The 26030-nt window shown below is 60.2% G+C and carries 26 protein-coding genes and 27 tRNA genes; 37 read left to right on the top strand and 16 right to left on the bottom strand.

The features are described from left to right. Positions 1 to 69: 69 nt before the first annotated feature. Positions 70 to 1329, bottom strand: coding sequence for a tyrosine-type recombinase/integrase (locus QN397_RS19635; protein ID WP_323501678.1), 1260 nt, complete (start codon positions 1327 to 1329; stop codon positions 70 to 72). A gap of 254 nt (positions 1330 to 1583) precedes the next feature. On the opposite strand from QN397_RS19635, the gene QN397_RS19630 reads away from it, so the two are divergent. Next, on the top strand, positions 1584 to 3566 hold the full coding sequence (locus QN397_RS19630; RefSeq protein WP_323501677.1) for a hypothetical protein: 1983 nt from the start codon (positions 1584 to 1586) through the stop codon (positions 3564 to 3566). Positions 3567 to 3569: 3 nt separating this feature from the next. Next, positions 3570 to 4625, top strand: coding sequence for a DNA-binding protein (locus QN397_RS19625; RefSeq protein WP_323501676.1), 1056 nt, complete (start codon positions 3570 to 3572; stop codon positions 4623 to 4625). 189 nt (positions 4626 to 4814) lie between these two features. Here the strand turns inward: QN397_RS19625 and QN397_RS19620 are convergent, their stop codons facing one another. The 7 genes from QN397_RS19620 to QN397_RS19590 all read right to left on the bottom strand — a co-directional run bounded on the left by QN397_RS19620 (position 4815) and on the right by QN397_RS19590 (position 10154). Then, complete coding sequence (locus QN397_RS19620; RefSeq protein WP_323501675.1) at positions 4815 to 5741, bottom strand: hypothetical protein; 927 nt, start codon at positions 5739 to 5741, stop codon at positions 4815 to 4817. A gap of 865 nt (positions 5742 to 6606) precedes the next feature. Then, a complete protein-coding gene (locus tag QN397_RS19615) occupies positions 6607 to 7179 on the bottom strand; it encodes a DUF4337 family protein (RefSeq protein WP_323501674.1) in 573 nt (190 codons plus the stop codon). A 208-nt stretch (positions 7180 to 7387) separates the two neighbouring features. Then, positions 7388 to 7744 carry a TA system antitoxin ParD family protein gene (locus tag QN397_RS19610; protein WP_323501673.1) on the bottom strand — a complete coding sequence of 119 codons (357 nt, stop codon included), beginning with the start codon at positions 7742 to 7744 and terminating at the stop codon, positions 7388 to 7390. Between the two features lie 407 nt (positions 7745 to 8151). Continuing rightward, positions 8152 to 8457, bottom strand: coding sequence for an SWIB/MDM2 domain-containing protein (locus QN397_RS19605; RefSeq protein ID WP_323501711.1), 306 nt, complete (start codon positions 8455 to 8457; stop codon positions 8152 to 8154). 267 nt (positions 8458 to 8724) lie between these two features. Further along, complete coding sequence (locus QN397_RS19600) at positions 8725 to 9363, bottom strand: H-NS family nucleoid-associated regulatory protein (RefSeq protein WP_323501672.1); 639 nt, start codon at positions 9361 to 9363, stop codon at positions 8725 to 8727. 35 nt (positions 9364 to 9398) lie between these two features. After that, on the bottom strand, positions 9399 to 9608 hold the full coding sequence (locus QN397_RS19595; protein ID WP_323501671.1) for a hypothetical protein: 210 nt from the start codon (positions 9606 to 9608) through the stop codon (positions 9399 to 9401). Positions 9609 to 9665: 57 nt separating this feature from the next. Further along, a complete protein-coding gene (locus QN397_RS19590) occupies positions 9666 to 10154 on the bottom strand; it encodes a hypothetical protein (protein WP_323501670.1) in 489 nt (162 codons plus the stop codon). Between the two features lie 668 nt (positions 10155 to 10822). Between QN397_RS19590 and QN397_RS19585 the strand changes: the two genes are divergently transcribed. The 15 genes from QN397_RS19585 to QN397_RS19515 all read left to right on the top strand — a co-directional run bounded on the left by QN397_RS19585 (position 10823) and on the right by QN397_RS19515 (position 12703). Continuing rightward, positions 10823 to 10897: transfer RNA gene (locus tag QN397_RS19585), tRNA-Gly, on the top strand. 164 nt (positions 10898 to 11061) lie between these two features. Then, positions 11062 to 11138, top strand: a tRNA-Leu gene (locus QN397_RS19580). 20 nt (positions 11139 to 11158) lie between these two features. Next, positions 11159 to 11234 (top strand) — tRNA-Trp (locus tag QN397_RS19575). A 15-nt stretch (positions 11235 to 11249) separates the two neighbouring features. Further along, positions 11250 to 11326, top strand: a tRNA-Thr gene (locus QN397_RS19570). Positions 11327 to 11347: 21 nt separating this feature from the next. Beyond that, positions 11348 to 11422, top strand: a tRNA-Glu gene (locus tag QN397_RS19565). Positions 11423 to 11550: 128 nt separating this feature from the next. Beyond that, a tRNA-Gln gene (locus tag QN397_RS19560) sits at positions 11551 to 11630 on the top strand. A 5-nt stretch (positions 11631 to 11635) separates the two neighbouring features. Next, positions 11636 to 11710: transfer RNA gene (locus QN397_RS19555), tRNA-Ile, on the top strand. A 22-nt stretch (positions 11711 to 11732) separates the two neighbouring features. Further along, positions 11733 to 11808 (top strand) — tRNA-Pro (locus QN397_RS19550). Between the two features lie 95 nt (positions 11809 to 11903). Next, positions 11904 to 11992 (top strand) — tRNA-Ser (locus tag QN397_RS19545). A gap of 71 nt (positions 11993 to 12063) precedes the next feature. Continuing rightward, positions 12064 to 12139 (top strand) — tRNA-Ala (locus tag QN397_RS19540). Positions 12140 to 12156: 17 nt separating this feature from the next. Beyond that, positions 12157 to 12232 (top strand) — tRNA-Asn (locus QN397_RS19535). Between the two features lie 103 nt (positions 12233 to 12335). Then, positions 12336 to 12411, top strand: a tRNA-Asp gene (locus QN397_RS19530). 16 nt (positions 12412 to 12427) lie between these two features. Then, a tRNA-Phe gene (locus tag QN397_RS19525) sits at positions 12428 to 12503 on the top strand. Between the two features lie 8 nt (positions 12504 to 12511). After that, a tRNA-Ser gene (locus tag QN397_RS19520) sits at positions 12512 to 12601 on the top strand. Between the two features lie 9 nt (positions 12602 to 12610). Beyond that, positions 12611 to 12703, top strand: a tRNA-Ser gene (locus QN397_RS19515). A 54-nt stretch (positions 12704 to 12757) separates the two neighbouring features. Here QN397_RS19515 and QN397_RS19510 read toward each other — a convergent pair. After that, complete coding sequence (locus QN397_RS19510) at positions 12758 to 13768, bottom strand: GSU2403 family nucleotidyltransferase fold protein (RefSeq protein ID WP_323501669.1); 1011 nt, start codon at positions 13766 to 13768, stop codon at positions 12758 to 12760. A gap of 27 nt (positions 13769 to 13795) precedes the next feature. Here QN397_RS19510 and QN397_RS19505 point away from each other — a divergent pair. From QN397_RS19505 to QN397_RS19410, 20 genes are all read left to right on the top strand, one after another. After that, positions 13796 to 13871, top strand: a tRNA-Arg gene (locus tag QN397_RS19505). A 148-nt stretch (positions 13872 to 14019) separates the two neighbouring features. After that, positions 14020 to 14093 (top strand) — tRNA-Gly (locus tag QN397_RS19500). Positions 14094 to 14145: 52 nt separating this feature from the next. Next, a tRNA-Cys gene (locus QN397_RS19495) sits at positions 14146 to 14219 on the top strand. 12 nt (positions 14220 to 14231) lie between these two features. Further along, positions 14232 to 14308: transfer RNA gene (locus tag QN397_RS19490), tRNA-Arg, on the top strand. A 109-nt stretch (positions 14309 to 14417) separates the two neighbouring features. Further along, positions 14418 to 14491 (top strand) — tRNA-His (locus QN397_RS19485). A gap of 25 nt (positions 14492 to 14516) precedes the next feature. Further along, positions 14517 to 14603, top strand: a tRNA-Leu gene (locus QN397_RS19480). 17 nt (positions 14604 to 14620) lie between these two features. Then, positions 14621 to 14705: transfer RNA gene (locus tag QN397_RS19475), tRNA-Leu, on the top strand. Between the two features lie 58 nt (positions 14706 to 14763). Continuing rightward, positions 14764 to 14839, top strand: a tRNA-Ile gene (locus tag QN397_RS19470). Positions 14840 to 14884: 45 nt separating this feature from the next. Next, positions 14885 to 14959 (top strand) — tRNA-Lys (locus QN397_RS19465). Positions 14960 to 15010: 51 nt separating this feature from the next. Continuing rightward, positions 15011 to 15268 carry a hypothetical protein gene (locus QN397_RS19460; RefSeq protein WP_323501668.1) on the top strand — a complete coding sequence of 86 codons (258 nt, stop codon included), beginning with the start codon at positions 15011 to 15013 and terminating at the stop codon, positions 15266 to 15268. Beyond that, positions 15261 to 15788 carry a hypothetical protein gene (locus tag QN397_RS19455; RefSeq protein WP_323501667.1) on the top strand — a complete coding sequence of 176 codons (528 nt, stop codon included), beginning with the start codon at positions 15261 to 15263 and terminating at the stop codon, positions 15786 to 15788. Before QN397_RS19460 ends, QN397_RS19455 begins: the two co-directional genes overlap by 8 nt. An 88-nt stretch (positions 15789 to 15876) precedes the next feature. After that, positions 15877 to 15953, top strand: a tRNA-Val gene (locus tag QN397_RS19450). Between the two features lie 5 nt (positions 15954 to 15958). After that, positions 15959 to 16045 (top strand) — tRNA-Leu (locus QN397_RS19445). Between the two features lie 13 nt (positions 16046 to 16058). After that, positions 16059 to 16134, top strand: a tRNA-Arg gene (locus QN397_RS19440). 27 nt (positions 16135 to 16161) lie between these two features. After that, on the top strand, positions 16162 to 17364 hold the full coding sequence (locus QN397_RS19435; RefSeq protein WP_323501666.1) for an RtcB family protein: 1203 nt from the start codon (positions 16162 to 16164) through the stop codon (positions 17362 to 17364). A 74-nt stretch (positions 17365 to 17438) separates the two neighbouring features. Further along, on the top strand, positions 17439 to 17999 hold the full coding sequence (locus QN397_RS19430) for an HNH endonuclease (RefSeq protein ID WP_323501665.1): 561 nt from the start codon (positions 17439 to 17441) through the stop codon (positions 17997 to 17999). 136 nt (positions 18000 to 18135) lie between these two features. After that, positions 18136 to 18477 (top strand): nucleotidyltransferase domain-containing protein, encoded by a 342-nt coding sequence (locus QN397_RS19425; RefSeq protein ID WP_323501664.1) that lies wholly within the window; start codon positions 18136 to 18138, stop codon positions 18475 to 18477. Between the two features lie 20 nt (positions 18478 to 18497). After that, the gene (locus tag QN397_RS19420) at positions 18498 to 19013 is read left to right on the top strand and encodes a hypothetical protein (protein WP_323501663.1); all 516 of its coding nucleotides are present in this window, start codon (positions 18498 to 18500) and stop codon (positions 19011 to 19013) included. Between the two features lie 221 nt (positions 19014 to 19234). Beyond that, a complete protein-coding gene (locus QN397_RS19415) occupies positions 19235 to 19645 on the top strand; it encodes an HU family DNA-binding protein (RefSeq protein WP_323501710.1) in 411 nt (136 codons plus the stop codon). Positions 19646 to 19810: 165 nt separating this feature from the next. Further along, positions 19811 to 20038 (top strand): hypothetical protein, encoded by a 228-nt coding sequence (locus QN397_RS19410; protein ID WP_323501662.1) that lies wholly within the window; start codon positions 19811 to 19813, stop codon positions 20036 to 20038. Between the two features lie 991 nt (positions 20039 to 21029). Here QN397_RS19410 and QN397_RS19405 read toward each other — a convergent pair. From QN397_RS19405 to QN397_RS19375, 7 genes are all read right to left on the bottom strand, one after another. After that, complete coding sequence (locus QN397_RS19405) at positions 21030 to 21629, bottom strand: H-NS family nucleoid-associated regulatory protein (RefSeq protein WP_323501661.1); 600 nt, start codon at positions 21627 to 21629, stop codon at positions 21030 to 21032. Positions 21630 to 22135: 506 nt separating this feature from the next. Next, positions 22136 to 22525 carry a thiol-disulfide oxidoreductase DCC family protein gene (locus tag QN397_RS19400; protein ID WP_323501660.1) on the bottom strand — a complete coding sequence of 130 codons (390 nt, stop codon included), beginning with the start codon at positions 22523 to 22525 and terminating at the stop codon, positions 22136 to 22138. Next, positions 22522 to 22806, bottom strand: coding sequence for a DUF4166 domain-containing protein (locus QN397_RS19395; protein WP_323501659.1), 285 nt, complete (start codon positions 22804 to 22806; stop codon positions 22522 to 22524). The genes QN397_RS19400 and QN397_RS19395 overlap by 4 nt, the downstream gene beginning before the upstream one ends. 271 nt (positions 22807 to 23077) lie before the next feature. Then, the gene (locus tag QN397_RS19390) at positions 23078 to 23359 is read right to left on the bottom strand and encodes a hypothetical protein (protein ID WP_323501658.1); all 282 of its coding nucleotides are present in this window, start codon (positions 23357 to 23359) and stop codon (positions 23078 to 23080) included. Between the two features lie 212 nt (positions 23360 to 23571). Then, positions 23572 to 24657, bottom strand: a complete 1086-nt coding sequence (locus tag QN397_RS19385; RefSeq protein ID WP_323501657.1) for an HNH endonuclease — start codon at positions 24655 to 24657, stop codon at positions 23572 to 23574. Continuing rightward, the gene (locus QN397_RS19380) at positions 24654 to 25049 is read right to left on the bottom strand and encodes an HIT family protein (RefSeq protein WP_323501656.1); all 396 of its coding nucleotides are present in this window, start codon (positions 25047 to 25049) and stop codon (positions 24654 to 24656) included. Before QN397_RS19380 ends, QN397_RS19385 begins: the two co-directional genes overlap by 4 nt. 657 nt (positions 25050 to 25706) lie before the next feature. Further along, a partial coding sequence (locus QN397_RS19375) for a tyrosine-type recombinase/integrase (RefSeq protein ID WP_323501655.1) occupies positions 25707 to 26030 on the bottom strand: 324 nt, incomplete at its 5' end.

The raw sequence follows: 26030 nt of genomic DNA, 5'->3' as shown, positions 1-26030 counted from the left end.
AGTTAACGCCCGCGGCGCGCGCCGCATCGGAGGGTGGGCCCTGAGTGACTCGAACACTCGACCTACGGATCAGGCGTCCTTTGGCGGCGGCGTATCCAGCATGCTGGCCACCCTGCTGCGACGGATCGCCGCCGACTGGTAGTAGCCCTGGAAGGTGGCGACCGTGCGGTGCCCCGTCATGGCCATTGCCTCGCCGATCGGCATGTCGCGCAGACCCGCCTCCGTCACAAAGCCCGAGCGCAGCGAGTGCGCCGAGAAGCGGCCGTCCAGACCTGCCGCCGCGCAGCGCGCCTTCACGATGAAACGCACACCCTCGGCACCCAGCGGCGTGCCCATGCGGTCGCCCGCCAGCACGCGCCGGAAGATCGGCCCGCTGGTGATCTTGGCCGCGCGCAGGGCGCCGATCCAGTCGCGCATCGCCTCGGCAGCGGAGCCCACCAGCGGCTTGTAGTTCTCCGGCAAATCCTGCCCCAGCTGGTTCGCCTTGGAGTGGCCTAGCCGGTAGACAAAGCTCTCGCCGGTGGGCTGCAGGTTCTCCAGCGTTGCGCCCTCGACTTCGGAACGCCGGCGGCCGCCGGTGGCCCAGGCGAAAGTGAGGAGGGCGCGGTCGCGCCGGCCGGCCAGGGTGCGGTCGCAGGTCGCCAGCAACTGGGCCAGCAGATCGGCGGTGAGGGCGGTCTGCTTGGTCGCGAGGGCAGCGCGCTTGGCGTAGGCGCGCCGCGTAAGGTCCAGCAGCGCTTTGACGCGCTCGTCCTGGCAGGGATTGGAGGCAGCGCCGCTCAGCTTGTGCGCCTTGGACAGCACGCTCACCCGGTGGAGGAGAGTGCTGAGCTTCATCGGCCCGGGCTTGCCCTTGGCGCGGCTCCTGACGAGGGCCGCATCGACCCCGGGCGGCAACTCACAGGTGAGGCCCGACAGCGTCGACTTCGACTTGCGCTCGGCATGGTCGGTGATGAAGGTGACGACCACCGGGAAGGCGACGGGCAGCGTGAGGCTGGCCGGCCCCCAGGCACGCCAGATCTCCGCTTCGGTGTCCGAGTCTCCCTGAACATCCACCAGCATCGTCTCCCGGCGCAGCGCATACCAGGCGGCCCAGTATTGCAGCGCGCCCGCATAGGAGGCCACGGTGTTCTCCGAGCGGCCTTCCTTGGCCAGCTCGTCGGCGGCCCGTGCTGTGGCATCGCTCACGGCGGCCGCCTCGAGCTCGAACCTGCTTTTCAAGGTCGCCGGCGTGGCGCTGGTCGCCAGCACGCGGCCGCTCGAACGACTGCCGGCATCTGACTTTGCTTCTGCCTTTGCATCTGCTGTTTTTTCGGGGTCGAAGTTCATCGTCGTCCTCATTGTTGGCGCGTTCACCGGTGCGATTTCAGCCGCATCCATTTGACATAACCGAATTTCGCCCATCCCGGTCTATACAAAACGTTATCCCATGCCGTACCATTTGTTATGTTGTACAGAATCTACCACGGATAAGTTTACCTTATCCGAAGTAAGCAGGGCGGCCAAGCTTTTGGCGCGGTTTCGCGTGTAGCTTGGGGGTCGAGTTGCAGATTCGCGTCACACAGGCGCATGGAAGCCTAAAAATGAATGCCGATTCGCAATCCCCGTTTCCGTTGGTCCCCGGTGCCGAAGAGCCCCAGGCCGGCGGCTTCACGTCCATCCCCTCGCAGGCCGGTCCGGTGCTGGGCAACTGGTACTGGGTCACGCCCGCCAAGAACTCGCACCGCGCAGCCGCGGACGAATGGCTCGGCTGCGCCATGCAGGTCGGTTCCAACTTCGTTGAGATTCACTCGCCGCACACGGATCGCGGCCACAGCTATGTCCGCGTCCACTTCAATGACTTCTGGACCGACCTCCGGCACGAGCCCGACGCCCACGCCGTGATCCGTCAGCGCGTCGGCTTCTACCAAGGCGAGAGCGTCCGGTTGATGGGCAAGATCGACGAGGTCACGCGCCTGCTCGGTATGACCCCGCAGGCACAGATCGGAGCGGCCGCGCAGGGCGATGCTGGCGGCGCGCTGATGGTCCTGTCGAGCCAGCACGATCCGAAGGCGTACAGCACCGCTCTGGAGGTCGCAAAGAAGACGACGCTGCCTGCACTGTTCGAGGAGGTCAAAACCGCCCACGCGAGCCTTGCGATGTGGATGAAGGCGCCGGTGATGTCGGTGCTCGCCGGCATGGCCGACCAGAACAGCATCGTGAAGGACATCGACGACCGCATTTTCAGCGTCAGCCTGTACGCGGGACTGACCGAGGAGTCGGTGAAGATCGCCGGCGGCGCGCCCGCTGAGATTCTCGACAAGCTCCACGTCATGCAGCGCATGGCCTACATGGACGAGGAGTGCTTGGCGAACTACAAGGTCGGTGGCATGGAGTTCAAGGACATCGGCACGTTCGATGCATGGCTGGCCGAGCCCGAGAACCGAGACCGCATCCTGCCCTTCCCTCGCACGCTGGTTGCCATGCGCGTGCGCCGCCATAGCAAGGAGCGCGACTATGAGGGCAGCATCCACACACTAGTGGTGAACTTCAACAAGGAGCAGCTGGACAAGCTCACGTTCCTGTACATCCGCAACGGCGACCAGCTGTGGCGCATCAACACCGAGGTCGACTTCGGCAGCCTGATCTTTCCGGATGCCTCGGTGTTCGATCCGAACGAGCCCAAGATGGCAAAGATGTCCTGCGGCAACGTGAAGGAGTTCGTGTCGGTCCATTACTGGGAGCAGATGCGCGACCGGCAGATCGAGACTCGACGCAAGGCCGAGGAATGGCACGAAGAGTGGAAGAAGGAGCACGCTGGCGAGAACAGCTGGGGTCGCAATCCGTACGAGACGTACACATCGGATCGACACGAGGACTACGAGCCTGTCGACTCGACCAGCGTCTACTTCGACGAGTCCATGGAAAAGATCGCCGAGAAGGTCAAGGAATACAACCGCGTCGCGCTGATCATTCAGGGGCTCTTCGACCGCTCGCTTTGCCTGCATCCACACTTGCCCGCGAAGACGTGGAGCGCGGACGGTTTCGACAAGGCGGTGAAGCTCATCTATGACGGCACCGGCACGCTGTTCAATGGCGAGGCACCTGACTTCGAGGCTTATCGTGCGCGCTGCAATGCGTCGCTCTCGGTCGGCTCGCAGACCATTGGTCAGGATGACTTCTGGCAGCGCGCCGAAGGCACCAAGGAGAGCGCCCGGCGCGACAACGACTACCGCAACCGAGCCGAGTACCGACCCGAGCGGTTCAAGCCCTATGGCAACCCCGGCCCCGGCTACATTGCGCGCATCACCAAGTGGTCGAAGAAGAATGGCGCCACCTTCGAGTGGAAGCGGGATCGACAGCGCTACATCGGCTATGGCCAGAGCCAGATCGCGGCAAGCATCACGGTGCCAGCGAGCGAGCTGTTCAACGTCAGCGCATACAAGGCGGGTGACTTCAAAAGATTTTTTCAGGACCCTCGCACCAGGCAGCACTACCTCCAGTGGGCGCCGATGCTGATCGCGGCCGAGGAGTACCACGCCGGCCTGGCGGCACTCAGCCCGGGCATTAACTCATCGCAGGAATAAACAATGGAACAAAGACCCACTCCCTCAGCGCGCGGCGTCCAGCAGGACGACGTGTCCGCAGCCTGCGATGCCTTGTGGCTGGCGGGCATCCGTCCCACCAACGAACGCACGCGCCAGAAGCTCGGACGGGGCTCGCCGAACACGATCGGCCCGATGCTGGACGCCTGGTGGAAGCAGAAGATGGCGCTGTCCACGGGCACGGGGCCGGCCTCCGTCGAGCAGGTCCTTGGCTTCCCCTCTCCGGTGCTCGATTCGATGCGCGAGCTCTGGCAAAGCGCACTGCGGCATTCGGCGCGCATAGCCGAGGTCGGCATCGAAACCGCCAGGGTGCAGCTGCAAGAGGACCGCGCCGCATTGCAGGCCAGCGAGCTCGCAGTGGGCGAGCGCGAGCGCAGCCTGGAGGCCTCGCGTGACAGCATGGAAGAAACGCTGACCACCACCCGCGAGGCATTGAGCGCGGCGCAGCGCCAGACCGTGGATCTGGAGGGGCAGCGCAGCGCCCTGACCGGTCAACTCGATGAGGCGCGGACCGCCCTCGCCCTCTCGGTGCGCCGGATCGACGCGATGCGCCTGGAGTCCGAGGCCAACAGCGCAGCCCATGCCAGGTCACTCAAGGAGCAGCAGGAACGGCATGACGCGCACGAGCGCCGGCAGCTGCTGGAGATCGACCGCGCCCGCGAGGAGGCCCGCGTGGCTACCGCCGCCGGAGCGAAGGAGCTTGCCCGTCGCCAGTCGGTCGAGCTGCAGGCCAGCGAAGCGGCGCTCGCCGCGCAGGCGACCAAGACGTCGCTCGAGCGGGAGATCGCAACGGGGGCCGTCGTCACCGCAAGGCATCTGAGTGAGCTCGCGACGACGCGCACGGCGCTGGAAGCCATGACCGCGCGCATGACGGATCGGGACAGTGCGCTCGCACGTGAGGAGACCGTGCACGAGGCTACGAAGGCGCTGCTGGAGCGTGCGATTAGGGCCATCGCAGCGGTGGAGCAGCGGCCGCAGGCGGAGCCTGTGATCAACGCAGCAAAGCCGCGACGTCGGTTAGTTCCTCCTGCTTTGTCATGAATCAAGCCTAGTGGGTTCGCGCCGGCGCGCTTGTGGACCGCCGCCCGACATTGGGCTGACCCCTCCCGTCACCTCCCGATCAAATAACTGATGTTGATTTTCGATGCGACAAAGCTCCAATTTCAATGGCCGGCTCTAGATTCTTATCCCCACTACAGAAGAATTCCGAACCGCGTAACGTTCGGGTACCTATATCGCCACTGCGGCAAATTGAATATGCCGCGCTGTGTACTCAGGATCAATTCCATACTCGACGATCTTGGGGTGATTAAGGATGAACGTCCAAGCATCCTCATAATTCGCAAACGGCTTAAAATTATAAATGTTATCTAAACGACGCACTACGTTCTGAAGGTATAGCCCGGTGGCGTAGGTTCTTACTTCTTCGTTTTCGAGGAATCGCCTTTCCTGTTCGATCGCTATCATCCACAACAGAGGTCGCCACCACGAATACGAAAAATCGCACCCATTGATGATATCTTTAGCGTTACCAAGGCCAACCAACAGTGAGAAAAAGTTAATGAGTTCGTCAAGCTTGTAGCGATCGTGGCGTTCGTTAGCGAGAAATTCTTTTTGTGTTGCCCAACCCGGGATTTCGGCGACCTTGGCATGGAACGATTCGCTCGGCGTCTGCAACTGACCAGCAGCAAACAGACGGCTGACTAAGTAGTCTCCGTACTGGCTACTTCTGACCGATGCAATTAAGACATTCATCGACCGATCTTTGACCGTCTGGAAGTATTCGCTGCAATAAGTTTGGAAAAAATCAAGAACTGTCTTCTCATCCGCATGCTTTGCCATTCGTACGCTTGCTTCAGCCATGCTTTTGCTTGCTTCGGCTGTTGAGGCCATGAGCGACTTTGTCTCCTTCAAATCTTTATACTGGGTGAACGAAGTCCAAATTATTCCGAAAAATGCGAGACCCGCAAAAAGCGTATTTACACTCAGAAAGATATCGTTAATTGGCTGCTCGGTCTTCGTCCTCAGTTGTTCCCAGCTGAAACCGAGCACCCATGCGGAAAACCACAGTACCAATATCGTTAAAAAAACTAGTTGGGGTGTTCGATCGAAAGCGAATTGCTTCAATTTAGAAATTCGGGGGGCGCTTTTTTCCATTGAGTTTCCTTTTGATGGCCATAACGTTTTTCAGCACTATCGTACGGGTTCGCCGACGAACGTCTCTTACTTGTTGGAGACCGCAGTGAAACCCTCCGGAAGCTATCCGCACCGGCACGACAGAACCCCGTCACTCTTTGTCGTACCGCAAACTGCGGCCTATTCTTGCATCGGCGCCATGCGGCGCGCAATCTTGGCGCAGCGCCAGTACGCCTACTGTGTCTGGTTACCCGGAGGGTGACCCAATGCGACCTCCAACTGCTCGCGCGGGTACCTAGTCTTGCGCTGTGCCATTCTCGGAAAATCCGCGTGGCCACCGCCGCCGGAGTGAAGGAGATTGCGCGCCGTCAGGCGGTCGAGCTGTAAGCCAGCGAAGCGGCCCTCGCCGCGCAGGCCACCAAGACATCACTCGAGCGGGAGATCGCAACGGGGGCCCTCGTCACCGCAAGGCATCTGAGTGAGCTTGCGACGACGCGCGCGGCGCTGGAAGCCACGACCGCGCGCATGACGGATCGGGACAGTGCGCTCACACGTGAGGAGACCGTGCACGAGGCTACGAAGGCGCTGCTGGAGCGTGCGATTGCGGCCATCGCAGCGGTGGAGCAGCGGCCTGGTCCGGGACCTGGTCCAGAGTCAGTGATCAAGGCAGCAAAGCCACGGCGTCGGGCAGTTCCTCCGGCTTCGTCATGACGTTCCAACTCCATCAAGCGACTCGACGTGTAGAGCAAAGCTATGGTTTGGGCGATCTTGGTGTGACGAGGGTGCTGCCGAGCAGATGATGGTGTTCGCACAGCAGCTTGTGGGCGCCGGCTGCACTAACGCAACATGATCCCGACCGCGTCTTGCGGCAGAGACCGAACGCGCTTCAGAGATGAAAGTAGGCCAGCGCGCCCACCACCAGCCCCAAGCCGCTCATCACGAAGACGGCTTTCTCCAGCCAGCGTCGCCTGGTCAGGAGCGCGATCGCGGCCATAGCGATGGCGATCTGCAGCGCCGTGGTGGCCTGGGCCCAGCGGTGATGCTGGTGCAGCTTGGCTTCGCTCATCTCGTCGAATTCGGTCGACTCCGTTTCGAGCTTTTCGGCGGCCAGCTTGATCTCGGCCTCCTCAGCAGCGTAGCGTTTGGCTTCGGCCTCGAAGAGCGGTCTGCGCGCCGCGTCGACAAGCTGCATCCCGAGTTCGCTCAGGTTCTGCTTGTTGCTCTTTGCCTGGTAGAAATTCCATTGGTTTGACGCCTCGGTCTTCCTGATAGCAGCATCGTTCTTGAATATGCCGGCGTCCGCCTGAGTGGCTCCCGCCATGTACGAGAACATCGCCCCGACCGTTGCGAGGATCGCCGTCATCACCGCCAACTGTCCCGCCATCCCCCTGGGCTCGCGCTCGGCCGCCGCGTCCATCTGGTCTTCGTGTGCCCCACGTATCTCGAACTCTTCAGACAAGCGCTACTCCTGGTGTTGGGTCAATTGTCGACGACCGCAGCAAGCCCACAACGACTGAGTTCGAGTCCGAGTCCGAGACCGAGACCGGTGGACTCGTCTACCTTCTAACTAATGTCGGTGCCCATGTTCATGAACGGGAGATCAACGGTCGCCGCGTTCAGGGGCTCCTCGTCAGGGGGAGTCTCGGGGTGGTGACCCTATGTGCGAATTAGTATGGCGAGTCGACGAGCTTCGCTGCCTTGGCTTGCTCGGGCGTAAACCAACTGAGCGATTGCCCAGTCAAACGTCCGGAGCGCACGTTCTCGAGATCTCGTTTCTGACGAGCCCGCTTGAAATCCCAGATCTCGTGCTCGGGCACCTCGCGCACGAGCGCTTGGGGCGATCGATCTGCCTGCAGCATCCTGGTCGCCTCAGCCACGGTCAGGCCCGCCTCTTCGAGCGCCAGTTCAAGACGTACCCAGTGCTCATTTTGCTGGGAAGCCGATCGAGACATGAGCGCACCCTGCGCTTGCGCTTCAGAAAAAAGCAAAGCGGCGACGCGAATGGAGTTGGACGATGAGGACATGGCGGGTTCGACAGAAGCAATAGATACGCGTGTCATTTCATTATTTTGCCCCGGTTGCTGCTGAAGCAGGCGCCCTTCTTGGACGAGATCCTCCAGAAACCATTCGACCCCGAGGTGACCTTTTTGCGGGGTCGAACACTGTCGGCCTAGCTGCCGGTCAGACCGGTCGTCGCTGGCTCGCGCTCGAGGGAATGCTCAGTTTGCGGCCGGTGCGGCACTACGGTTTCGCGACGCCGACGGTTTTCTGTCGTCGGGAGACATCGACCGCGCCCTCGACGAGGCCCGCGTGGCCAAGGGGCGGCTGTAGTTGCCGCATGACTCATGAAGACTCTTCAAAGGACAAGAGAATCGCCTTCGGGGGGAAAGGCAGGCTTGCGAAGTTGCCCGTAACTCCGGTGCCCGAGTGGCTAAGAGACGTGTTTGCCGATCAGGCCGGCCATTTCGAACATCGTGACCTGCGGCTTGCCAAATACCTCGAGCAGCTTTGCGTCGGCGTTGATGTTGCGTTTATTGACCTTGTCCTGGAGGTCATGCTCCTTGATGTAGACCCAGAGCAACTTCACGATCTCGGTGCGCGGCACCGGCGTAGGCCCAATCACCGCAGCCAGCGCCGGGCTCAGCGTGAGTGCTTTCGTGAACGAGCCGCTGGCCTTCTTTTTCGCTGGCGCCGCGGACGCAGTTGATTTTGCCGGAGCTTTTTTTGCAGTTGCCATGAGGTTTGGTTTTGTCGTTCTGTTGAGAAAGAGCAATGGTACAAAAAAAGATATTCCAGGCCATGGGAAGGCTGGTCGACCTTGGCGCTGATGCTGACTCTCCCCCTCGCTCCCCCTCGCCCCCTCTCCGCACGCTCGACGAGCGCCAAACCTGGTCGAGCATCACGGCAGCTTGAACTGCTGATGCACCCACCATCGCGCAGGCTTCACCAACGGGCTTTCTGCCCTTGTTCTACGAAGTCGGTGAGCCGCGCCGATCGCCGCTGATTACTTCACAAAGTCAGCGAGCGCCTTGCCCGATTCGATCGCGGCCTTGAGCCAGCCTGGCTTTGGACCCATCCCGCTCCATGAATGGCCGGCATCATCGCCGTAGCTCACCTTCGCGCGCTTGGCGGTTGCAGCAGGTGTAGCCGCAGCACGTGTGGGTGCAGCGGGTGTGGATGCAGGCGATGCGGTTGCCGCAGCAATCGCAGCGCCCAACGGCACCGGCACCTTCTTTGCCTTCGCGCGCTTGCCGATGCGGAACTCATTGATGTCACGGCCAGCCTGCAGCGCCTCGCGAAGCCACGCCGGACGCGGGCCGCGGCCACCCCAGGAATTGCCGGACCCATCGCTGAATTGCGGTTTGCCTTGGACGGTAGTCTTGGTTGCTGCCTTGGGCGTCGGCTTTGCGGACGGTACGGGCAACTGTTTGGGTGCCGATGCAGTGGCGGCGGGGGAAATGATGGAGGAGGAAGTGGAACTCTTCGCACCATCGAATCCGAGCTGCTCTGCCGTCAGGCCGTAATGCTGGATGGCTTCTTTAATGCGAACGATGACGCCCTTGGCTTCAACCGCATGCAGCGCTTTGGCCTTGCTTTGAAGCTTCCCGATTTGCTGCTGGATCTGTTCGTATGTCTTTGCCATGAGTCTTGTTAAATAGAGTCGTAAGACTCTCGAGCTTACCGTTTTGAAAACAAGGCAACGCTGATCAAGTCCGGGGTTGGCACGCTGCCTGCATCACTCACTGCATGAAGCAACAGACTCTCGCCATGGCCGGTGACCAGAATGCGCAGTACGAACGGTGCAGAAGGCCTGAGTGCCGCATCGCTTTCCTGAGCATGATGGAGCGCATCGTTTTTTCGGAGGCTCTGTGCGGCGTGATCTTTCATGTTCGACCGCCAAAATATAACGATTGAGCGATCGCGGGCGCCTGATGTGCACAAAAGTCAACTCGAACCCGCAGTTTTCAATCGCTCCTGTACGACGCTCCGCAGGGCGCGCTTTCCCTCCGCATTCGATGCGTCCCATGCGCGCGCGGCGAGGTCTAGGAACTTCACTCTTGCATCGTTGGGCAACACCGCTTCATGCTCCATATCGAGCCAGCCGGCGGGTACGTTGCTGTGTGTCTCGATCTGCCGCGCCAGCACATCGCCGATCTGCCTGATGCCATTTTTTATCTGAGACCAGCGCGACGCGGAGATCTCGATCGATGCGGCGAAGGCGGCCTCGATCCCTTTGGCTGGGCCGCCGCCGGCGACGTACTTGCCCGTGAAGAGATGGAACAGGGCCAGCGTGTTCGCTCTTCTCTGAACGCTTGTGTTGACGGATATTGATGCAGGCACGTAGGGAGAGAGCGGTAGGAGAAAACGATTGGAAAAAACGGCTGGTTGAGGCGGCATGCTGGTCGACCAGGCGCGGCGGGTAATCCATGTCACGTGTTGTTCGTTGACTGCGATCTGGATGCCCCAACTGAATTATTTTCTCAGATCTTGACGGTATCTGTAAATCTAGATTACAGTGCCTTCATCGAAACAGAATTCGCAGCAATTGGCAGCGAGCTCTGGATCGCGGACTAGCTGGTGATGCCTCACGGCCCGCCACCAATCGATTCCGGCAGATCAACCGACCAACATATTTACCGAGAACACATCGTGACCAGACTGCAAGCCTCCCAACTGAACCAGCGACCCGCATCGGGCCGGCAGGTCATGGGTGCGTGCGGCTTTGAAGGCTCGGGCGCCAAGGCTCGAGGTACGACGTATCCGGCAATTTCAACAAACATGCATCAGGACTCAGTGCTTTCGATCACCGCCAATTTGTGGCTTGGATCGAGCCAGGAGGATCAGATGCAACCGGGCGGAGGCAGCGCATAGCGCGACCTCCCAAGCTCTCTTCCAAGAGGCCCGGATTCCAGAAGTGGATCCGGGCCTTTTTGTTTTTCTCAACGCGCTGGCAACGGCGCATCGACCCGCAAGGCAAGCCTTGCCACGGCAGTCATCGTGCTGCCGTGAACTCACCCGCCGAGTGGCGCCGGTGGGTGATCATTAAAAATTCGCAGCAGGTTCGCGCTCCTCACTGGTGGGGCCACCGGACCTGCGAAAACGCAGATGTAGCTCAGTGGTAGAGCGCGACGTTGCCAACGTTGAGGCCGTGGGTCCGACCCCCACCATCTGCTCCATTTCGGGTGTGCCTACGCACTACCGCCGTGATCGCCCCAGGGAAGGGGTTGGCGGGATGTGCATGAGGTCTTGGCCCCATGTGCAGCGATCGCACCCAGGAGGCCCAGGCCTTCCTGTTCGCGTGTGGACACAACCGAAATGGCTTTTCTAGGATTTTTCAGTTGCCCCGATGGTGGAATCGGTAGACACGCTCGGCTCAGACCCGAGTCTCTGGGAGTTCGAGTCTCCCTTGGGGCACCACCAGATCCGATTCACTACACGAGTCAATAGCACAACTGGCAGTGCAGCGGTCTCCAAAACCGCAGGTTGCAGGTTCGAGTCCTGCTTGGCTCGCCAGCGTCAATGTTTTTCGCCTCAATAGCTCAGCCGGTAGAGCGTTTCCCCTGTAAGGAATTGGTCGTCCGTTCGAATCGTGACTTGAGGCTCCATCGTGCAACCAACGTGTAAGTGTCCCGTTCGACTTCTGGTGAGGTCATCACCCTTTCAAGGTGAGCAGATGGGTTCGAAACCCATACGGGATACCAATCTCATGCCGCCGTCACTCCGGAGTCGCTGTTTCGGCTTTTCGCCTTAGCGATCTCTGGCGCCGGGACTTCCCGTGCGAAGACTTCCGGCGCCAAGATCGCATGCGCATCGCGTCTTGTTAACCAATTGGGGCTTCGCCAAGTGGACTAAGGCACCTGGTTTTGAACCAGGCATTTTCGATGGTTCGAATCCATCAGCCCTTGCCCAAACTTGTTCCTTTAGCTCAGAGGCAGAGCACTCGGTCGATAACCGATAGGTCGGAATTTCAAAATTTCCAAGGGACACCATCAATCGGATGGAAGATTTCTACGGTGCTTGGCGCAGTTGGTAGCGCGCTTGCTTTGGGAGCATGAGGTCGCAGGTTCGAGACCTGCAGCACCGACCACACAAAGAGCGGGACCGGGTGATGTAGATCTCCCTCCCGTGGAAACCGGACGCAACAATTGGGCGTCGCCGGAACTCGTAACCGGAAATTTCGTTGGATCGTTGGTCGAGAGGCCCATGACAACGGCTTGCTAAGCCGTGGCTGCGACAGCGGCCCGTGCGTTCGAATCGCACACGATCCGCCATGAATGCACCAATGCATCCGTCGGTCAATGGATACGCACTGCCACGTGTCTGCGCCGTCGTTAACTTTCCCGGGGATATAGCTCAATTGGAAGAGCGCCTGCATCGCACGCAGGAGGCCAACGGTTCGACCCCGTTTATCTCCACCACATTCTTACGTTTTTATTCCTCAGTAGCTCAGTTGGTAGAGCTCCCGGCTGTTAACCGGAGGGTCCGTGGTTCGAGCCCACGTTGAGGAGCCAGCCTTTGATTTCTGGGGAGTGGTGCGAGCGGTCCAAGCCACCTGGTTCTGAGCCAGGAAATCCGTCGGTTCGAATCCGACCTCCCTTACCAGCGTTCGAGATTGTTCCGCTAACTCAGTGGCCAGAGTGCCTTCTTGTCTCGGAGGAAGCCAGGGGTTCGAATCCCCTGCGGAACGCCAGATTTATTAGTTTCTTGCCGCGATAGCTCAGACGGTAGAGCGCTGCGCCGAACACGCAGGCGGCGGAGGTTCGATCCCTTCTCGCGGCACCAGGTTTAACGGAGGATTGGGCGAGTGGTCAAAGCCGGCTGCCTTGAAAGCAGCAACCCCTGACGGGGTACGCGAGTTCGAATCTATGCATCCTCCGCCATCGAACATTGGAGAGGTCCCATAGTGGCCTATTGGCTCGCATTGGAAATGCGATGTGCCGCAGCGATGTGGTGCCTGGGTTCGACTCCCAGTCTCTCCGCCAGTTTTGCAGTTGTCCGAGTGTCATCGCAAGCCGGCGCGAGCATCCTCCATCAACCTATCCGCGATGTCGCTCGTCCGGCGGGACCTCGTCGACGCCACCAGGCACCCGCTTGTAATGGGGCATGTGTGTCTGCACAAGATGTTCGACCAAGTCCGCCTGAACCCCATCCTTTACGCGCTTCTTGGGGTCACGCCAGTCGCTGCGCGTGAGCTCGCGTTTGATCGCGACAAAGGTCATGGGATGCATGGTGTGCATCATCGCCATGTGGCCCGTCGGTGAAACGACCATTTGACTGAATCGCTCTGCGCCAAGTATCTTGTTGCCGGTGTCGATTTGCACAGCCCAGAGGTCTTCTTCGTCGTCGCTCATCCTCAAGGGATGCGGATCTCCCTCAACCGTCGATCGCCGGACTACGTCGATCTGAAAACCATCGTCGTTTTCAGCGGTTTGCTTCTGGTCCTCGAGCACGCGAAAAGTTGGATCAGCCTTTCGCAGCGCTGCGATAAAGCTGTTGTCCGTCTCCTTTATTTTTGCGACGAACGACAGTCGTTTCCTGCTGTCAAACAGCAAGTCAATATCGCCCGTCGCAACAGCGTCCGCAGTGACACGAACTCCACAAGCAGTCTCGTACGCGTAGAGGGAGTGAGTTCCGATCGTCAAGAAATTGTCTGCAAGCGACTGCCGCTCCAGCGCCGACAAGATTTTGACGACGATCTCGGGCACCCGGCCGACGCGCAACGCCTTGTTCATGCGCTGCTGATCTTCCAGTGCGGTCGATATGGACGCCAGACGGCGCGTCGTCTCGTTTTTTCGAGCCGTGAATTTTGCGAAAATGCTTTCGGTCTTCTCGGAACGAGGCCCAAGCGATTTCTGGGCATTCCCGACGGTTTGCCTGATCAGGTATTCGGCGCCGTTTTGTGGCCGCCAACGCATCGATCCCTTCACCTCGGAGGCCGCCTGTCGCGCCCTGCGATGGCTTAGAAAAATCGATTCCGAGTCAATGTACTGCCGCAACTGCTTGGGTTCCAGCGGCGTGTAGAGATGGTTTTCCGTAGGAAATGTCATTTCTCGAAATATAACGGAAAAGAGTTTGCGCGCGAAGCTCAATGGACGAGCACTGGCCTACGAAGTCAGGGGTTTGGGAGTTCGAGTCTCCCGGCGCGCACCAGAGTAGTTGTCAAAACTGACAGAACTGACAGAACTGACAGAACTGACCCAACGGATCGTGAGCAGCATGGGTGACTGCAGCGCGCTGTAACCGCGCCTCCTCACGGAATACTTCGTTCGAACCGAAGACGATCCACCAGCGTTTTAAAGCAGGCCTGGCCGAGCGGTTAGGCGCCAGCCTTCCAAGCTGTGCAGGCCGGTTCAACTCCGGCGGCCTGCTCCATTGCTTCGCCTTGGACGGCGATAAATGTCCATTGCCAATTTGCCAGTTTTTTGGCGCGGTAGCAAAGCGGCCGTGCGGCGGTCTGCAAAACCGCAGAGCCGGGTTCGACTCCCGGTCGCGCCTCCATGCATTCAGTCTGCCCCCGTAGCTCAGTTGGACAGAGCAGCGGATTTCTACCCCGCGGGCCGGCCGTTCGAATCGGTCCGGGGGCACCACAAGACCGATGGCCCTTGATGTTCTTGATGTTCTTGAGGTCCTTGAACGCAACACGCAACGCCGCCTGCCGACCGCGATGAATGCGAGGTGGCTGAAGATGACTTTCTGGTGGACGTAGCTCAATGGCAGAGCCGCTGGTTGTGGTCCAGCTGACGAGGGTTCGACTCCCTTCGCCCACCCCATCGTTTGCCCTGCACAGTTCTTAAAGCCCGCCTGGCGGAATGGCAGACGCTAGGGTCTTAAAAACCTGAGGCCGAGAGGCCATCTCGGTTCGAGCCCGAGGGCCGGGCACCAACACTTCTCCAGCACATCCCGCTTTGGTGGAACCGGCATACACGGCTGCCTCAAAAGCAGTTGCCGAAAGGCATGTCCGTTCGAGTCGGACAAGCGGGACCATTTGCATCTTTCACCTTTGCACCTTTGCACCTTTCACCTTTCACCTTTGGCCGATCCCAGTGCCGTAGCTAAGCGGTAAAGCCCCGGCCTCATAAGCCGGTGACTCGCGGGTTCGAATCCCGCCGGCACTACCAGCTACCAGCTACCAGTCACCAATCACCAATCACCAATCACTATCCGCGCGCATAGCTCAGAGGAAGAGCATCCGGCTTTTAACCGGAGGGTCGAGATTTCGAAATTCTCTGCGCGCACCAGATCGAAGATGCGTGCTGGGCCACCGCCCTCGAGCGTATAAGCTTTCTGAAATGAATACGCGCACCGTCGGAAAACGCATGGAACCCGTCGTCACGGCAACGCCTTGCGGTGAAAACTTGAGGCGCGCCGGCGTGGTGATGAAGACGCTTGCGGCGTTGGGAGGGGCTATGGATTCGGGCATCCCGAAGCAAGCAAAGATCATGCGGTTTAAGACGCACGAGCAAATGAACCGATTCGACGAGGAGTGCCTCGCACGCGCCATGGCAGCTCGTGCGGTCGCCAGGCGCGAAGAAGTTGCCAATGACTGACGAGCGATCAACGACGCGTCCGGCGACGATCGAAGACCTGCGTACTGTCATTCATGCACTCAACGCGCACGGGGTCCCCTATCTCCTGATCGGCGGCTACGCGCTCGCTGTCCACGGCTACGTGCGAGGAACAACCGACATCGACATAGTGTTCCCGGCCACTGCAACGGCTGGCGCGCTCGTCAGGCAAGCCCTTTCAATGTTGCCTGACAAAGCCGCAGCGGACATCGATCCTGCATGGTTTGAGGAGGGCGAGAACATCCGTATCCTGGACGAGTTCGTTATTGACCTCATGCTCAATGCCAACGGCCAGACATTCGAGACGCTTACCCAGTTCGCGCAGACAGTCGATTTCGATGGGCTGCCACTCCACACCATTAGCTTGGAGGGGTTGCTCCTCACGAAGCAAACGGCCCGCTCAAAGGACGTTCTTGATCGCTCAGTGCTCGAGCGAGCGATCTCCGAACTCAGGGCATTGGACGAAGCCCGTCCCGTCGATAGCGATCGCCCCAAAAACTGATCGTCGACATCCGAAGTTCACGGATATCTAGTCGATTGGGCATGTGACGCCCGGATCGCGAAGGCTTTCGGCCTTCGACACCACTTTTCGATCGCTAGCTCAGCTTGGTAGAGCGGGGTCCTTACAAGACCCATGTCCGGGGTTCGATGCCTCGGCGATCGACCACCCAACCCCGTCTGGCGGAATCGGCAGACGCGCTACCTTGAGGGGGTAGTGCCCGAGCGGGCTTGCAGGTTCGAGGCCGGCGACGGGGACCAAGACAAGACCATCGCGGCGAAAGCTCAACTGGACGAGCGCAGGTCTCCGATGCCTGAGGATGCGAGTTCGAACCTCGCGCGCCGCACCAAACAACAAGACTGCGAAGGAGAAAAAAATGGAACTGATGAAAAACGTCCAGGCCTGGACTGCCGGCCTGGAGATCGAGCACGAAGCCCTGAGCCAGTTGCGCAACATCGCAGGGCTGCCGATCCTCGCTGGACCGGTCGCCGTCATGCCCGATGTGCATTTCGGAAAGGGTGCGACTGTCGGCTCTGTGATTCCGACCATCGGCGCAATTATCCCGGCGGCTGTCGGCGTGGACATTGGCTGCGGAATGATTGCGTTGCGAACAGAGCTGCGGGCGACCGATTTACCGGACAGTCTGGGGCCCCTGCGCTCGTGCATTGAGGCGTCGATCCCGGTCGGCTTTTCGGTGCATGACAAGGAACTGAATCCGACCCATGAGGGACCTCATGGCCGTGTCTTGCGGCAGCGCATGGACGCGTTGTACGCACGCTTCGAGGCGCTGAGCATCCTGGCCGTACTCGGCAAGCTGGACGTTCGCCGGATCTGGAAGCAGCTGGGCACGCTGGGCGGCGGCAATCACTTCATCGAGCTGTGCCTCGATGAGAGCCAGGATGTCTGGGTGATGCTTCATTCGGGATCGCGTTTCATCGGCAAGACCATCGGTGAAGCAGCTATCGCCATGGCCCGCGAGAGCGCCCACCGCAACGGTGTTGCGCTTCCCGACAAGGATCTGGCGTGGCTGGCCGAAGGTACCGTCGAGTTCGAGCAGTACGTTCAGGCGCTCCGCTGGGCGCAGGACTACGCGGCTCTCAACCGCGACCTGATGATGTTTCGCGTGATGAACGTTCTGCGTAGCGCCTTCGGGCGCGACATTGGATCGACGAAGGATGCGATCAACTGCCATCACAACTACGCGAGCATCGAGGAACACCTTGGGCGACAGGTTTGGCTCACCCGCAAAGGCGCCGTGAGCGCGCGCGCCGGCGAGCTCGGAATCATCCCGGGCTCGATGGGCGCAAAAAGCTTCATCGTGCGGGGCAAAGGCAATGCTGCCTCGTACTGCTCTTGCAGCCACGGGGCGGGCCGTCGCATGTCACGTGGCGCCGCCAAGAAGTTCTTCGACATCGACGCGCTGGTCGCGCAAACGGCCGGCGTCGAATGCCGCAAGGATGCGGGTGTTCTCGACGAGATTCCGGGTGCCTACAAGGACATCGAAGTCGTGATGGCCGCGCAAGCGGATCTGGTTTCGATCGAACACACGCTCAAGCAGGTGCTTTGCGTGAAAGGCTGAAAGGTTGATAGACCGAGGGGCTAAGAGGTTGAAAGCAAGCTGCAAATAGACAGGCCACGAAAGGAGGCCACACCATGCGACACGTACTCCAACTCGACATCCAGGGGACGCCACAGGCGTGGATTTCGCCGGAACAGGCGGCCACCCACTACGCCACCGATTCGGTGGCGTGGGAGGAAGGCACGGGGCCTCTCCTGACGATGCGTGGAGGCTTTTGCGTCGCGCGCGGCGTGCAGTCGATCATCGACGTCGCGCCGATCATTGCGCTGCGCGGCTTCTCAAAGGTCAACCTGTTCGAAGTGGGCCCGGGCTTTACCAAGGCCAAGCTGCTCAAGCGTGATCGAAACACGTGTGCGTATTGCGCTCAGGTCTTCGCCGATCGCGACCTCCAGTGCGAGCACATCCTTCCTGAAAGCCGGGGTGGCCAGTGGGTGTGGACCAACCTGGTGGCGGCGTGCGGCGTCTGCAATTCCCGCAAGCGTGACCGCACTCCCGAAGAAGCGAAGATGCCTCTTGTGTACCTGCCTTACGTGCCATCACGGTTCGAGGCTTTCCTTCTGGATGGCCGCAACATCCGTGCTGACGTGCATGAATGGCTGGCCAGTCGACTGCCCAAAGGCTCACGTCTCGCGTGAACCCAATGCCCCGGAGCACAAGCTGCCGGGGCATTTTCTTGGCTGATCGAAACGCGCGGTCGAAAGCAGCAATCGTTGTATCCCTCCACAGGTCGACAACGGGATGCCGCAATGCGAACATCCCACCATGCGTGGAATGATCAGACCCCTTGCCGAATTGGTGGCCGAACGCCGACTGGCTTCCTACGAGGCTGTGCGGCCACAGGTGGACGCCTGCATGGCGTCCCTGGCAGCGGTAGGTGTACGTGCGGTCACGGTCGGCTCGTATGCCCGTGGCCCATCGTCGTTCGGTGACGGATCGGATGTGGACATTCTTGTCCTCGATGCGGGTGAACTGACCGAATGCGAGGTCTATGCGCGCATCGTGGAAACCATCCACCCGACCCCCGTCGACCTGATGTTCGCGACTGAACTTGGCCAGAAGAAAACTGCCAACATGATCTCGCTTTCAAGGCCGTATCACTTGAATCACCTATGACTCTCTCAGCGCCATTCACGTTGTCGACGCAGGTCCAGATCGACGAACTGGACGCGGCACTCGGCACGCTCGAACGCGAGGTCGCACGGCAACGCCGGATGCTGGCGGAATTCGCCGAGATTTACAGCGAGGTTGGCGAAGCAAGCTCTCTGAGCGCGATGGTTCAGGGCATTTACACCAAGGCCGAGTCGATACTGAAAAACCTCGTCGAGGCGATCGACGGTAAGGTTTCGCCCGGAGGCGCATGGCAAGCCGAACTGCTCAACGCCGCCAGCGCCCAAAACCCGGGTGTGCGGTATGCGCTAATTTCGCATTCCACTTACAAGGCAATGCAGGACGTCCTCGGTTTCCAGCATGTTGTCCGCTCGCTTTACTCGGAAGAAATTCGGATATCTCGAGCTCGGGAAATGGCAACCGAAACGGTGAGTACCATGCGTTCGTTGATCGGGGAACTGCGCCATTTTTTGAGCCCCATCGACGATGAGAACGCGAAGGACGAGTTCACCTATCAGGATAGCCGGCCCGGCGAAAAGTAGACTGCCAACATGATCGTGCTTCTAAGGCCGTATCACTTGAATCACCTCTGACGCTCTCAGCGCCATTCACGTTGTCGACGCAGGTCCCGATCGACGAACTGGACGCAGCCCTCGGCATGCTCGAACGCGACTTTTCGGACGGCGGAGCGCCTTCGAAGCCTGAGCACTCAAAAGTACCCACCAGCAGTGCATAGAATCGCCCTCGCTTAAACAAGCAACGCCTGCGTTCATCGCCAGGCGTTCACGTACCCCAGGAAAACATGAACAGACTCGAACTCGCAGACAAGATCGCCGCCGCGCATGGCGTGAGCAAAGCGGAGGGCGCACGCATTCTCGCCACCGTTACCGAGGCCATCGTGGCCTCCGTCAAGAAAGGCGATCCAGTTCAGATCGTTGGATTCGGGACCTTCAAGCAAGTCGCCCGTGCAGCACGCGCGGGCTTCAATCCGACGGCTGGAACGAGGATCAAGATCGCCGCACAGAAAGTGCCGAAGTTTGTCGCCGGCGCCGCTTTCAAGGCTGCCGTTGACCCGAAGGCGGCCAAACGCAAGGCCGACAAGGCTGTGGCGGTGAAGGCTCCGGCGAAGAAGGCCACCCCAGCAAAGAAGGCTGTCGCTTCAAAGAAGAAGTAAGCAAACGGAAATGGGGGCTGGCATCGCGCCGGCCCTCGGGCTCTGCGCCTACAGGCGCTACCGCTTTCCCTGGCATATTTGTCTTTCGGCAGCAGGGTCTCCCTGCAATGCCAACGACCGTTAGCGGCAAGTCGCCCTTCTCGGTTCAACCCGCTGCACTCACACATGCAATCCAAGTCGACGCGCCGCGCCGTAACTAAAGCAGACAAACGAGACGGCGATGATCGCCAACGCGAGATCGAGCGCATTTGTGTCGAACACGATCTTCAAGGCTTTTTAAACCCGGCCGCGCCGCTAAAAGACGGTTGGGATGAAAGCACAGGGTCGGCTGCTGCGCCATCGCAGCCCATCGTTACCGTCAAGCGACGCCGAGTCATCGACCAGGTGGGTTGAACGCACCTGGGAACGCACGGTAGACAAATTCTGCGCTCTACAGAGCGGGCAGCTGACGGCCGAGTTCTCTTGCATATCGAAACTCGAGTGCGTCTTCAAATTGGCAGCGAGCCGTGTTTCGTAGGAATGCTCGATGCCCATGGTTGGCCTTCGAAGCCGCCTGTTGCCGAGCCCGGCGACGTTCAGGTCCAACGGCGGCAGGGTCATCCTGCTGCGGTGTGAGTCGCTAGGAAGACCCCATCCAGCAGCGCTTACTCCAACTTGCTGCGGCGGTATTCGAGGCGCGGTCTCGTACATCGTCCAGCCGGCGCATCACTCCACCGAAGTGCACGAGTGCTGCTGGCATCGCGAGGAAACGGAATGCCCTGCGCGCGTCGCGCGATCACCCGCCCGGGGGTCTGCCCCGCTGCGATCGGTCGGGATGACGCAGGTGATGATGTTTCCGAAGTTGGTTGGTCATCCCGGCCTGCTCAAGTACCCAAGTAGGGGTAAGCACGCTGTTGGCGCGGATCCGGTGCGCTGTTGCAGCGGGACTGACGCGTTGTGGCCCATGCTAATACGCGCCTCCATGACGCCGGCGAACCGGCGGATCCGGTTCTGCCGCACTACCTTGATCATGAAACGTGCGCGGTTCTCGGGCAGCGTAGCGACCGCCCAACAGGCTCCACGATGGCCCTGAAACAGCGTCCGCGATCAGCCGTTCTAAGCGCTCCTGTCCGCTGAACTGCGCAGCAACCTTTGCGCCAGATCCTCAACGTGTCGCGGTGGGCCGGCACCCGAAGCACACAAACTGTTTGGCCCCAAACATTGTCTTCACAGCGCCTTCTGCTCGCGGCTTGTGGAGGCCGCAGAGCAGGCAGGACATGCTGCTGCCGACTGCGTTCGTCTTGAACGGGGTGCCGGCAGGCTTGGCCTTGTAGCGCAGCCCGTCCGGCTTGATCTTCGACGGCTCGCCGTCCACGAAGTCTGTCACCCGGTATATGGCCGGTGACTACTTCGCGAAGTCAGCCAGCGACTTGCCCGCTTCGATTGCAGCCTTCAGCCAGCCCGGCTTCGGACCCATGCCGCTCCACGAATGGCCGACATCGTCGCCGTAGCTCATCTTGGAACGCTTGGTGAGTGGAGCCGGTGTCGCTGCGGTTTTGGTCAACGGCGAGACTGCAGCAATCGCAGCACCCAGCGGCATTGGCGTCTTCTTTGCCTTGGCGCGCTTGCCGATGCGGAACTCGTTGATGTCACGGCCAGCCTGCAGCGCATCGCGCAGCCATGCCGGGCGCGGACCGCGGCCACCCCATACGTTGCCAGACTCATCACTGAACTGCGGCTTGCTCTTGCTCTTGTTGGTGCTCTTGGTCGCTGGCTTCGAAGACTGCTTCGCGGCAGGCGCCGACGTCGGTGCGGGAGCTGCCGAAGTCGCAAGGGGGGAAGTCTTGGCACCGTCGAATCCGAGTTGCTCGGCCGTCAGGCCGTAATGCTCGATGGCTGCTTTGATTTGATCGATAACGCCCTTGGCTTCAACGGCTTGGAGGGCTTTGGCCTGCCGTTGGAGTTTCTCGATTTGCTGCTGGATCTGTTCGTAGGTCTTTGCCATGAGTCTTTGGAAGTAGGGTTGAGATAGTCCCGAGCTTACCTGTTTGCAATTAACTAAGACTCTTGGCGGCTCATCCTGAAAAGTCGGCATCTCAAAAGCTGATCTGTGCACACTCCGAATTACTATTCACCTAAGGGTTGAATTCCGTCTGCATTGCCGTGACTTTGTTGACATGACCGGCAATCCAGACGATCGTTCTCTCCGCATCTCTTTCCCATCAAACTCGTCTTTGACCAGATGGCCGACAGCTGAGCGCAGCGCGAGGCGCAACGCGCTCTCGAAGACGCAGGCCAGCACGACATCGACACTGCCCGGCAGGCATTGTTTTGGGTGCAGCGCTCGAACCGGCGCAACATCGACCGCTATGTCCGCACCAAGATACTCAGTGGCCTGCTGCTTGCCGCGGCTGCGTTAGTCGTGGTCCACTGCGCGCGGCATTAGCCACTCTGGAGAACTACGGAAACAGCGCCATTTAGCCCGGATGACGTGATCCGGTGCGGAAGTTTTCAATCCAGAAACCGGACCTTGTAGTCCGCGGGTGGCATGGCGCATTCGTCGAGTCTGCCAAAGACGCGGTACCGGTTCCTGGCCAGCAGGCGATACAACGGGTCCCTGACCTGCACGGGCACCAGCCAACCTATCCAGGCCAGTCGCCAGGGCCAGCCCAAAGCCCCCAGCACCCTGAAGATGGCGCCGGTGTGCTGCCAGATGCGTGGTCCATCGATCAACAGCAATGTCTCCAGGCCTTCGACCTTGAGATTGGCCTGGGACAGAAGGGTCTGTCCCGCGGTTCCCTGGATCGATGCGTAGCGGAAGACGCCTTTGCGGTCATGCCGCAAAAGGAACTTCACCCAGCCATTGCACAGCAGGCATTGCGTATCGAAGACCACGATCATGGGTTCAGCTCCTTCGGAATCCGCAGTGTGCCCCGATAGCCGCTCACCAGCCGGATCCAGCGCAGGGAAGCGCTGACGTTGAAGTGGATAAGTTCGCCCTCACCGGACTCTTCCGCCGCGATCGTCGGGTGTCCCCATCGGGGGCAGGGCAAGCCGAGGAAGTGCAGCTGTTCAAGACGCATCACCAGTCGCCTCTGTATGGCCTGCAGTCGAAAAGTCAGTCGCGCCGCGCCAAGTTTCTCAACAATGAACCGATGTGGTCTTGTCAGCGTTGAGGTCATCGATCAGGTTGGGAAATGACGTGTCCACGTTTCTCGGTCCGCTTGTGCGTCGCGCCGGAAGCGGATCGTGCCATTGACTGCATGCAACGGGGAGCCCAGCAGGCGGGCCAGTTGCCTCGCGGCCCATGAATGTGGCGCCTGCATCCGCACCTCGCCTCGCCTCGCAGGATGTGCGTGCCGAACGGGCTGTGGAAGCGCCGCACGGCGGGATGCAGTTGCAGGAAGGCGTCGCCCATCACCTGCCGGTACAGCGAATCAGTGCTTGGCGATTTCAGCACTTCAGATCGAACGCCCGCTTGCGTGCCTGGTAGAGCGCGACATCGGCCTGTCCCCTGGCCCGTCCGGCAGCCTTCGAGGTTTGTTCTTCCAGCGCTGGCAACTGCTGGTCCAACGTGGCGCACTGAAGCTGGTCGGTCGATGACAACTGGTAGCGGCGCCGGCGCGTATCCATCTCGTCGTGGGAGAGCCCGTGCAACGGCCGTGTGGCGTTGTCCAGGGTGCTGTGAAACTCTTCGCGCTGCACATCGCGGCCTTTGCTGGAGCGACCAGTCATTTTGTCCGCTCCCTGCGTTGGCGTTACGTCGATAACCTTTGCACCCACGCAAGGCGCATCCGAATAGTTGACCTTGCCATTCGTCTCACACCGGTACACGGTCGGTGGTGCCGCAGCGCAGATCGTAAAAACCAGGAACGTGAAAGCAGCAAGAGATTTCATGGATCGGAAGGACGTGTGCGAAGAGCATTCGATAGGATTTGCCGTCAATCTCAAGTGCATTGGCCCGCAAAGCAGTCCGCATAACCCGGGCTTATCAGCTCGTAGTCGCGAGCGCTGCGCCACGCGTGCGCACCGCTGACGATCGCATTGGCATAGCCCCAGTGGGCCACCTGTCTGCTGACCTGCGGGTCTGACGGCATCCCCGCTGCTGCGCCGATCTCGAGTAGGTTGTCGGCATGCGTGTCGAGCCGCTGCAGCCAGCGCTCCAGGTGACCCCGCGCTGCCAGCGTGCTCGACTTGCTGCGATTGCAAGAAGGATGGGCCAGCACGAAGTTCTGGCCCACGTCGCGTGGGTACAGCGAGAACGGAATGAAGTGGTCGACGTCGGCACCCGTCATGGTCTGGCCGCAGTAGAAGCATTTTGATCCGTCGACCTTGCGAAGTCCCTGGCCCAGAATCAACAACGACTGCCGCGACGACGAGAACAGGAAGTCCTCGAGGTCGTTGCCTGGACCAAGCACCGACAAGTTCCTGCGGTTCGCCTTGATGTGGTCGACCCAGTGCGAGCGGGCTAGCTGCTGCACCAACGGCTGGAAGCGTCGCAGGCAGTAGACGCTGGCCGGCCTGAAGCCAACGAGGCCGTCGCTGCGACGTACGTACAGGAACTCGTCGGTCGAGCCGCCAAAATTCTGCAGGTAATTCAGTGGCATGGCCGACACGGTGCGTGTGACGGATGCCAGCAGTGCCGGGTATGCCGCATCACGCATTCCCTGCTGCGCGGTCGCTGCACCGGTCTGCTCGCGAAAGGCTTTGACCAGATTGACGATCGCTGCCTGGGCGCCATTGTTCTGAACGAGCACGGTGGCTTCGTCGCGCATCACAGAAGTCGTGAAATAGGAGGCGGCATACGGTGCGGCCTGCTGCCAGTAGAGCTGGACGAAACGTTCGCCGATCTGACGGGTTGTAACCAGGAGCTCATGGCCGTGATCATTGCCGAGCTCGACGGCCAGGTCCGACAGGGTAATGAGCAGTGCGAACTTGTACGTGGCGGTGAAGTCGCCTTCAGCGAAAAGGCGCTGCAGTTTGGCGAGGAAGGAGAGTTGTTCCTCGGGCGAAGGGAGTCGCTGTGTGCTCACCCGCGATGCGACCAGTAGTCGGCTTTGTCCGGGATGATCCAGCGCACGCCACCGCGCGGATCCGTCATGTCGCCGGCGTAGCGCGGGATCAGGTGGATGTGGAGGTGCGGCACCGTCTGCCCTGCGGCCGCGCCGTCGTTGATGCCGATGTTGTAGCCGTCGGGTCGATGCTCGCCAGCGATAAGCGCCTTGGCTTCATCCAAAAGCCCGAGCAAGGCAGCTCGTTCTGCCGCTGTCACTTCAAAAAACGACGCTATATGCCGCTTAGGAATGACCAGGCTGTGCCCTGCCGAAACCGGAAAGCCATCTCTGATCCAGAAAGCGTGCGCGTTCTGTCCTTCGATCCTCGATGCATCGATCGCGCAGAAAGGGCAGGGAAGGTCATCGCTCATTCGCTTCGGGTGTCTTGAAGTTGCCGGATAATATTTGACCCTTGCATTCCTCGCTTTATCGCTTGCGTTGAATGGGCGACTGCGATGTCGTCTCGGCCGCATGACGGCTGCATCGAACCGTAGTCCGGATTCTGTCAACGAATTGGTCGGCAAGACCAACGCTCGCCATGAAATTAGAGCGACTTTCTGCTGCAACCAAGCTGTCGAACCTTTTTTGGCGTGTGAAGGAGAAGACAGAGAAGCCGGCAAAAAGAAAGGCCTACGGACGGTGCGCTTCAGGTAACACTGGCGGCCTGCCGGAAATTAATTCAACGCCTTCACGTGGAATGACGCGTGCGCGTTGGCGCTCAGTGTTGACGATTGCAACGAATGCCGGCGACGTATCGAGGAGGAAACCAGAGCCAAGCAACTCCGAACCTTTTCTCAATTGGACGCATTGATACTTCGACTTTGCGTACCCTTTTGCGAATTCAACAGCTTCGGCCTCCGCACTCAGTTTGCCGTTCGCTGCGCCAATTGCTTCAGCGAAATAATGTAACTGGTCTGTTGCGAGCCTGTGGGTTCCGATCGTCTGAGTGAGCCATGTCAGTCTGCTTCTGGATCAGCGCGCGAAGAGCACGCTCACAAGAGCCAATGTGCTGGCCGGAAAATGGAAACTCAAACCACGTCCGCCGGCCCCGCCACCACCCGGTCATACCGCGCCATGACCTCGGGCTCCACCCCCAGCCAGCGCGCCACTTGCGCTGGCTCTGTCCCTCGTCGCAGCTGCCGCAACGCAAACGTATGCCGCAACCGGAACGACCCCCCGTCCGCACTGTCGATCCTCGCGTCTTCCAGCACCGCACGCGCGGCCCGGTATTGCGCATCCTTGCTCCAGGGCTTGCCTGTCCGCGTCGCCGGAAACAGCCAATCCCCCACGATCTGGGCCTCGTATCGGACCTGCAACCAGTGATGCAGCAGTTCCCCTGCCCAAGGCGCCAC

The organism is Variovorax sp. RTB1 (genome assembly GCF_035018765.1).
Lineage (GTDB): Bacteria > Pseudomonadota > Gammaproteobacteria > Burkholderiales > Burkholderiaceae_C > Variovorax.
The sequence above is the reverse complement of the archived record's forward strand: the minus strand, read 5'-3'. Positions and strand labels throughout refer to the sequence as shown.